This is a genomic window from Streptomyces sp. NPDC059785 (assembly GCF_042732375.1).
Lineage (GTDB): Bacteria > Actinomycetota > Actinomycetes > Streptomycetales > Streptomycetaceae > Streptomyces.
The window spans coordinates 20,994-29,085 of sequence record NZ_JBHWHV010000092.1 but is presented as its reverse complement, the minus strand read 5'-3'; the positions used below and the strand labels follow the sequence as shown (position 1 = coordinate 29,085).

Below are 8,092 nucleotides of genomic sequence, written 5' to 3'. Positions count from 1 at the left end.
GGACGACGACAAGCAGTACCAGGACGCCCGCATCATCTTCGTCGACACCGAGGCGTCGAACTGGACCTTCGACCCGGTGCGCAAGCAGTACTACTGGCACCGCTTCTTCTCCCACCAGCCGGACCTGAACTACGAGAACCCGGCCGTGCAGGAGGAGATGATCTCCGCGCTGCGGTTCTGGCTGGACCTGGGCATCGACGGGTTCCGGCTGGACGCGGTGCCGTACCTGTACCAGGTGGAGGGCACGAACTGCGAGAACCTGCCCGCCACGCACGAGTTCCTGAAGCGGGTCCGCAAGGAGATCGACACGCACTACCCGGACACCGTGCTGCTCGCCGAGGCCAACCAGTGGCCCGAGGACGTCGTGGACTACTTCGGCGACTTCCCCTCCGGCGGCGACGAGTGCCACATGGCGTTCCACTTCCCGGTCATGCCGCGCATCTTCATGGCCGTCCGCCGCGAGTCCCGCTACCCGGTCTCCGAGATCCTCGCCAAGACCCCGGCCATCCCGTCGAACTGCCAGTGGGGCATCTTCCTGCGCAACCACGACGAGCTGACCCTCGAAATGGTCACCGACGAGGAACGCGACTACATGTACGCGGAGTACGCCAAGGACCCGCGGATGCGCGCCAACATCGGCATCCGCAGGCGGCTCGCCCCGCTCCTGGACAACGACCGCAACCAGATCGAGCTGTTCACCGCGCTGCTGCTCTCCCTGCCCGGCTCGCCGATCCTGTACTACGGCGACGAGATCGGCATGGGCGACAACATCTGGCTCGGCGACCGCGACGCGGTGCGCACCCCGATGCAGTGGACCCCGGACCGCAACGCGGGCTTCTCCTCGTGCGATCCGGGCCGGCTGTACCTGCCGACCATCATGGACCCGGTCTACGGCTATCAGGTGACCAACGTCGAGGCGTCCATGTCCTCGCCGTCGTCACTGCTGCACTGGACCCGGCGCATGATCGAGATCCGCAAGCAGAATCCTGCCTTCGGGCTCGGTTCCTACACCGAACTCCAGTCCTCCAACCCGGCCGTCATCGCCTTCCTGCGCGAGGCCCCCTCGACCGAGGAGGGCGCGGACGACCTCGTCCTGTGCGTGCACAACTTCTCCCGCTTCGCCCAGCCCACCGAGCTCGATCTGAGCGCGTTCAACGGGCGGCATCCGGTGGAGCTGATCGGCGGAGTGCGCTTTCCGGCCATCGGCGAACTGCCGTACTTGCTGACGCTCGCCGGTCACGGCTTCTACTGGTTCCGGCTCCGCAAGGACGCCGCGTAGCAGCCGAGCAGAACCCGGGCGGGGCGGTTTTCCCCGGCCCGCCCGGGGCACGCAGAAGTAACACCCCGACTCCGGGGAAAGGACGCGCCGCAATGTCGGAAGCCGCAACCCACCCTGTCACGGCCACCGTCGCACGCCCCGAGCTGATCGCGTCCCTCGATCCACTGCTGCGGGAATGGCTGCCACGACAGCGCTGGTTCGCGGGCAAGGGCCGACCGGTCACCGGATTCACCCTGGTGGCGGCCACCGAACTGCTGCCGCCCGGTGCCCCGTCGGCCCTCTTCCACCTGCTCCTGCGGGCCCACCAGCCGCTCGCCCCGACCACCGGCGCGGTGCCGCGCCCCGGGGACTGCTACCAGTTGCTGATAGGAGTCCGCGAGGCGCTGCCGCCCCGGCTGGCCCCCGCGCTCATCGGCCATCTCGACGACGGGCCGCTGGCCGGACGGACGGCGTACGAGGCGCTGCACGACGCGCGGTCGGCCGAGGTGCTCCTCGAAGCGCTGCGCACCGGCGCCCGGATCGGCGTACTGCGCTTCGAACGGGACCCGCGCCAGGAGATCGGCGGCGGTCTCACCCCCCGCCTGGTGACCGCGGAACAATCCAACTCCTCGGTCGTGTACGGCGACACGTACATCCTCAAGCTGCTGCGCCGGATCGTGCCCGGAATCAACCCGGACCTCGAACTGCCGCTGGCGCTGGCCCGCGAGGGCTGCGCGCGGGTGCCGGCCCCGACGGCCTGGATGCTCGCCGGGCTCGCCGAGGAGACCTGTGTCCTCGGCGTGCTCCAGCCGTTCCTGCGGGACGCGGCGGACGGCTGGGAGCTGGCGCTCGGGGAGCTGGCGCGGGGCCGGGACTTCGGCGCCGAGGCCCGCGCGCTCGGCCGGGCCACGGCCGAGGTGCACACCGCGCTCGCCCGCGCACTGCCCACGCTCACCGTCGGGCAGCCCCAGCTCGAACTGATCGTCGACGGCATGACCGAACGCCTGGAGGCCGCCGTGCAGGCGGTGCCCACCCTGCGTCCGTACGCCCCCGGGCTGCGGTCGGCCTTCGAGGCGCTGTCGGCGCTGGCCGCCGAGGGCCACACCTGGACCGCCCAGCGCATACACGGCGACCTGCATCTCGGCCAGTGTCTGCGCGCCCCGTCCGGCGCCTGGTCGCTGATCGACTTCGAGGGCGAGCCGTCGAAGCCGCTCGCCGAGCGGCGGATGCCGCAGCCCCCGGTGCGCGACATCGCCGGGATGCTGCGCTCGTTCGACTACGCGGCCCACTCGGCCGAGTCCCGCCCGGCGGGATGGGCCGACGCCTGCCGGGCCGCCTACTGCAACGGGTACGCGGAGGTCGCCGGGCGCGATCCGCGTACCGATCCGGTCCTGCTGCGCGCGTACGAGACGGACAAGGCCATCTACGAGGTCCTGTACGAGGCCCGGCACCGGCCGGACTGGCTGCCGGTGCCGATGGCCGCGATCGCCCGTCTCGCCGCGGACGACGGCACCCCCTGAAACGCGCACCGAACCCCCAACCTCCCACCTCACCCTTGCCGAGGAGGCCCTGCCCGTGACCCCCCGTCCCCCGTCCGAGGACAGCCCGAAGAAGACCGGCGCGAGCGCGAAGAGCACGGCCGCCGCCAAGAAGGCGGCGGGAAAGAAGACGGCCACCGCGAAGAAGACAGCGGAAAAGACGGCTCAGAAGACGGCCGGGAAGGCGGCGGAGAAGAGCGCCGCCAAGAAGACGGCCGCGAAGAAGGCGGCCGCGAAGAAGACGTCGGCACCGGGAGCGGCGGGGAAGAAGACCGCGGCCAGGAAGACGGCGGCCAGGACCGCCGCGGCCAGCAGCACGGCGAAGAAGACGACCGCCAAGAAGACGGCGGCCGGGCGGAAGGGCGGGACCGAGGTCACCGTCAAGGTGCCCGCGCAGACCCGGCCCGAGGCGGAGGCGTCGACGGCGCCCGAGACCGTACCGGAGTTCGTACCGGAGCCGGTGCAGGGCGCGCCGGGGCCCGTGCCGGCACCGGCGTCCGTGCCGCAGGACGTGCCGGAGTCCGCCTCCGTCCCGCCGGAGCCCGGCGTCGTCCTGCCGGGCCCCGCGGTCTCGCCCGATGCCGCCGCCCTCGCTCCCTGGGACCGTGAGCGGCTGCTGGACGGTACCCATCACGACCCGCACTCGGTCCTGGGCGCCCACCCGGTGCCGGGCGGTGTCGCCTTCCGCGCGCTGCGTCCGTACGCCCTGTCCGTGGCCGTCGTCGCCGGGGACGTGCGCGCGGAGCTGCACGACGACGGGGACGGCTGCTTCTCCGGGCTGCTGCCGCTGCGCGAGGTCCCGGCGGGCTACCGCCTGGTGATCCACTACGAGGGGACGGTGCAGGAGACCGAGGACGCCTACCGGTTCCTGCCGGCGATCGGCGAGCTCGATCTGCATCTGCTCGGCGAGGGCCGGCACGAACAGCTCTGGACGGCGCTGGGCGCCGAGCCGATGACGCACCAGGGTGTGACGGGCACCCGCTTCACGGTGTGGGCGCCGAACGCGCGCGGCGTACGGCTCGCGGGCACCTTCAACTACTGGGACGGCACCGGCTTCCCGATGCGCTCGCTGGGCTCCTCCGGGGTGTGGGAGCTGTTCGTGCCGGAGATCGGCGAGGGCGAACTGTACAAGTTCGAGATCACCCGGCCCGACGGGTCGCGGACGCTGCGCGCCGACCCGGTGGCCCGGCACACCGAGGCCCCGCCCGACACCTCCTCCGTCGTGTACGCCTCGCACCACGAGTGGCACGACGGGGACTGGATGGCGGAGCGGGCGCTCAGGCCCGCGCACGAGGCGCCGTTCTCGGTGTACGAGGTCCACCTGCCGTCCTGGCGACCGGGGCTGACGTACCGCCAGCTCGCCGAGCAGCTCCCCGCGTACGTCGCCGACCTGGGCTTCACGCACGTGGAACTCATGCCGGTCGCGGAACACCCCTTCGGCGGCTCCTGGGGCTACCAGGTCACCGGCTTCTACGCGCCCACCGCCCGGCTCGGCACCCCGGACGACTTCAAGTACCTGGTCGACGCCCTGCACCGGGCCGGGATCGGCGTGCTCATGGACTGGGTGCCCGCGCACTTCCCGCGCGACGACTGGGCGCTCGCCGAGTTCGACGGCCGTCCGCTGTACGAGCACGAGGACCCGCTGCGCGCGGCGCACCCCGACTGGGGCACCCTCGAGTTCGACTACGGCCGCCGCGAGGTGCGCAACTTCCTGGTCGCCAACGCCCTGTACTGGTGCGGGGAGTTCCACATCGACGGCCTGCGCGTGGACGCCGTCGCCTCGATGCTCTACCTCGACTACTCGCGCGAGCCGGGCCAGTGGACGCCCAACGTGCACGGCGGCCGGGAGAACCTGGACGCGGTCGCCTTCCTCCAGGAGATGAACGCCACCGTCTACCGCCGCAACCCCGGCGTCGTCACCATCGCCGAGGAGTCCACCGCCTGGGACGGCGTCACCCGCGCCACCCACCACACCGGGCCCGGCGGCTTCGGCGGCCTCGGCTTCGGTCTGAAGTGGAACATGGGCTGGATGCACGACTCGCTCGGATATCTCGCGCACGAGCCGGTGCACCGCAAGTACCACCACAACGAGATGACCTTCTCGATGGTGTACGCCTACAGCGAGAACTACGTGCTGCCCATCTCGCACGACGAGGTCGTGCACGGCAAGCGGTCGCTGGTGTCGAAGATGCCCGGCGACTGGTGGCAGCAGCGGGCCACCGAGCGCGCCTACCTCGGCTTCATGTGGGCGCACCCGGGCAAGCAACTGCTCTTCATGGGGCAGGAGTTCGCGCAGGGCGCGGAGTGGTCGGAGGCGCACGGGCCGGACTGGTGGCTGCTCGACCCGTCGTACGGGGCCGAGCCGGACCACCGGGGTGTGCGCGATCTGGTCCGCGATCTCAACGCCGTGTACCGGCGGACGCCCGCGCTCTGGGAGCGGGACACCGATCCGGCCGGGTTCGCGTGGGTCGCCGGTGACGCGGCGGAGGACAACGTGTTCGCCTTCCTCCGCTTCGACGCGGGCGGGGCGCCGTTGCTGGCCGTGTCCAACTTCTCGCCGGTGGTGCGGCACGAGTACCGGCTGGGGGTGCCGGAGGAGGTGCCCGCGTGGCACGAGGTGGTGAACACCGACCTCGCGGTGTACGGGGGTTCCGGCGTCGGTAATCCGGATCCGGTGAAGCCGGAGGCGCAGCCGGCGCACGGCCGTCCGGCCAGTGTGCGGGTGACGCTGCCGCCGCTGTCCACGGTCTGGCTCCGCCCGGCCTAGGGTCCCCCGGACCCCCGCTCCTCAAACGCCGGAGGGGCTATTTCTCAGCCCGTCCGGCGTTTGAGGACGAGGCCGTCCAGGCCGAAGCGGGGGTCTGGGGGCGGCAGCCCCCAGAGGTACGGGAGAGGGAAGGGGCGGAGGGGGCGAAGAAAAGCCCGGCTACACCAACCCCGCCGGCAAGGTGCCCGTGTGCAGCACGCCGAGTGCTTGCGTCGCCCGGGTCAGGGCGACGTACAGATCGCTCGTGCCGTAGTGCGACGGCTCCACCACCAGTACGGAGTCGAACTCGAGCCCCTTGGCCTGCCGGGGGTCGAGGAGGACGACAGGCAGGGTCAGGTCGGGCTCCGCGCCCGCCGTCACCCCGTCGAGCACAGCGGCCAGCGCCCGGTGGAGCGAACGCGGCGCGATCACCGCGAGCCGCCCCTCCGCAGGCGCCAGCTCCAGGACGGCCGCGGCCACCGCGCCGGGCAGATCGTCGGTGGCCCGCACAAAGGGCCGTACCCCGGTCGACCGCACGGAGCGCGGCGCCTCGAAGCCGGGCCGCTCGGCCCGGACCACGCCCGCCGCGACTTCCATGATCTCGGACGGCGTGCGGTAGTTGACGCCGAGCCGGGTGTGCTCCCAGCGGTCCTCGACATAGGGGGCGAGGATGTCCGCCCAGGAACCGACGCCGGCCGCCTCGGCCGTCTGCGCGGGGTCACCGACGAGGGTCATCGAGCGGGTCGGGCTGCGCCGCATCAGCAGCCGCCACGCCATCGGCGACAGCTCCTGCGCCTCGTCGACGATGATGTGCCCGAACGCCCAGGTACGGTCGGCCGCCGCGCGCTCGGCGGCGCTGCGGTGGTCCGCCTCCTCCTGGCGCTCGGCGAAGCGTTCCGCGTCGATGATGTCGTGCGCGGACAGCACCTCCGACTCCTCGTCGTGCTGGTCCTCGAACTCGTACGTGCGGGAGGCGTAGGAGACGTCGAGGACACCCTGCGCGTACGCCACCTGGACGTCCCGTTCGCGTTCGGCGAGGGCCCGTGCCACCCGGTCGTCCTCGCCGAGCAGTTCCGCGGCCTCGTCCAGCAGGGGCACGTCGGCGACGGTCCACTCACGGGTCACCGGGCGGCGGATCGCGGCGGCATCCGCGTCCGGCAGGTAACCCTCGGGCGCGGCCAGGAAGTCGGCGACCAGCCGCTGCGGGGTCAGCCGGGGCCACAGCTGGTCGACGGCGGACCAGACCTCGGGGTTCTCGGCGAGCTCGTCGCGGATCTGCGTGATGTCGCTCGCGTCCAGCAGGTTCGTCCCGTCGTACGGGTCGGTGCCGATGCGTTCGGCGACCATGTCCGTGAGGGCGTTGAGGACGTAGCCCTCGAAGTGCTCGCGCGCCACGTTGTGCGGCAGCTTCGCCTCCCGGGCGCGCTCGCGGGCCACCCGTACCAGGCCCTCGTCGAGCATCAGGACGTCCCGGTCGTGCTCGATGGCGATCACCGGGTCGGGCAGCGCCTGCCGGTCGCGCACCACCTCGGCCAGGACGTCCGCCAGGCCGGCGCGGCCCTTCACGGCGGCGGCCTGAGGGGTGTCGGCGGCGGTCGCCCGCACCCCGGGGAACAGTTCGCCGACCGTGGCCAGCAGGACGCCCGTCTCGCCGAGCGAGGGCAGCACCTCGCCGATGTAGCCGAGGAAGGCGGGGTTGGGGCCGACGATCAGGACGGCCCGCTTGGCGAGCAGTTCCCGGTGTTCGTAGAGGAGGAACGCGGCCCGGTGCAGCGCCACGGCCGTCTTGCCGGTGCCGGGGCCGCCCTCGACAACCATGATCCCGCGGTGCGGGGCCCGGATGATGCGGTCCTGCTCGGCCTGGATGGTCTGCACGATGTCGGCCATCCGGCCGGTGCGCGCGGAGTTTAGCGCGGCGAGCAGCACGGCGTCGCCGGTCGGGTCCTCGTGGCCGGTGCGCTCCTGGTCGCCGAGGTCGAGGATCTCGTCGTGCAGGGCGGTGACCCGGCGGCCCTCGGTGCTGATGTGCCGGCGGCGGCGCAGGCCCATGGGGGTGTGGCCGGTGGCGAGGTAGAAGGGGCGGGCGACCGGGGCCCGCCAGTCGATCAGGATCGGGGTGTGCTCGGCGTCGTCGGCGCGGATGCCGATGCGGCCGATGTGGTGGGTGCGCCGGGGACCGGCGGAGAGATCGATGCGGCCGAAGCACAGCGAGCCGTCCACGGCGTTCAGCGCGGCCAGCAGGCCGGAGCGTTCGGCGACCAGGACGTCCCGTTCGAGGCGGGCCTGCATCGGGGTGTTGCCCTGCCCCAGCGCGTCCGTGACGGACGCCTCGGTGTCGCCGCGCAGGGCGTCCACCCGCGCGTACAGCCCGTCGATGAATTCCTGCTCGTGCCGCAATTCATTGTCTGGAAAATCGTCGCGAGTTTCGCTGTTTGACAATTCCACTCCTGGCCGGATATACTGAGTCCAGTGAACTTCTCCGCGACTGAATTCTCGTGAAGTCGCGAACCATTGAATATACGCAGAGAAATCCCCCGAGCGCAATTGCTC

General features: G+C 71.8%; 4 protein-coding genes. 3 read left to right on the top strand and 1 reads right to left on the bottom strand.

The window, feature by feature from the left end:
• From treS to glgB, 3 genes are all read left to right on the top strand, one after another.
• On the top strand, window positions 1–1,279 hold a 1,279-nt coding region (gene treS / locus ACFV6E_RS40215), incomplete at its 5' end, for a maltose alpha-D-glucosyltransferase (RefSeq protein WP_385468544.1).
• Between the two features lie 92 nt (window positions 1,280–1,371).
• Window positions 1,372–2,778 (top strand): maltokinase, encoded by a 1,407-nt coding sequence (locus ACFV6E_RS40210; RefSeq protein WP_385177249.1) that lies wholly within the window; start codon window positions 1,372–1,374, stop codon window positions 2,776–2,778.
• 55 nt (window positions 2,779–2,833) lie between these two features.
• On the top strand, window positions 2,834–5,563 hold the full coding sequence (glgB, locus tag ACFV6E_RS40205) for a 1,4-alpha-glucan branching enzyme (RefSeq protein ID WP_385468541.1): 2,730 nt from the start codon (window positions 2,834–2,836) through the stop codon (window positions 5,561–5,563).
• Window positions 5,564–5,722: 159 nt separating this feature from the next.
• Here glgB and ACFV6E_RS40200 read toward each other — a convergent pair whose 3' ends face one another.
• Complete coding sequence (locus ACFV6E_RS40200; RefSeq protein WP_385468547.1) at window positions 5,723–7,999, bottom strand: HelD family protein; 2,277 nt, start codon at window positions 7,997–7,999, stop codon at window positions 5,723–5,725.
• Window positions 8,000–8,092 lie beyond the last annotated feature (93 nt).

What these genes read in the sequence shown, in the direction of transcription:
- ACFV6E_RS40210 (WP_385177249.1), top strand. Translation starts at nt 1,372, where the DNA reads ATGTCGGAAGCCGCAACCCACCCTGTCACGGCCACCGTCGCACGCCCC.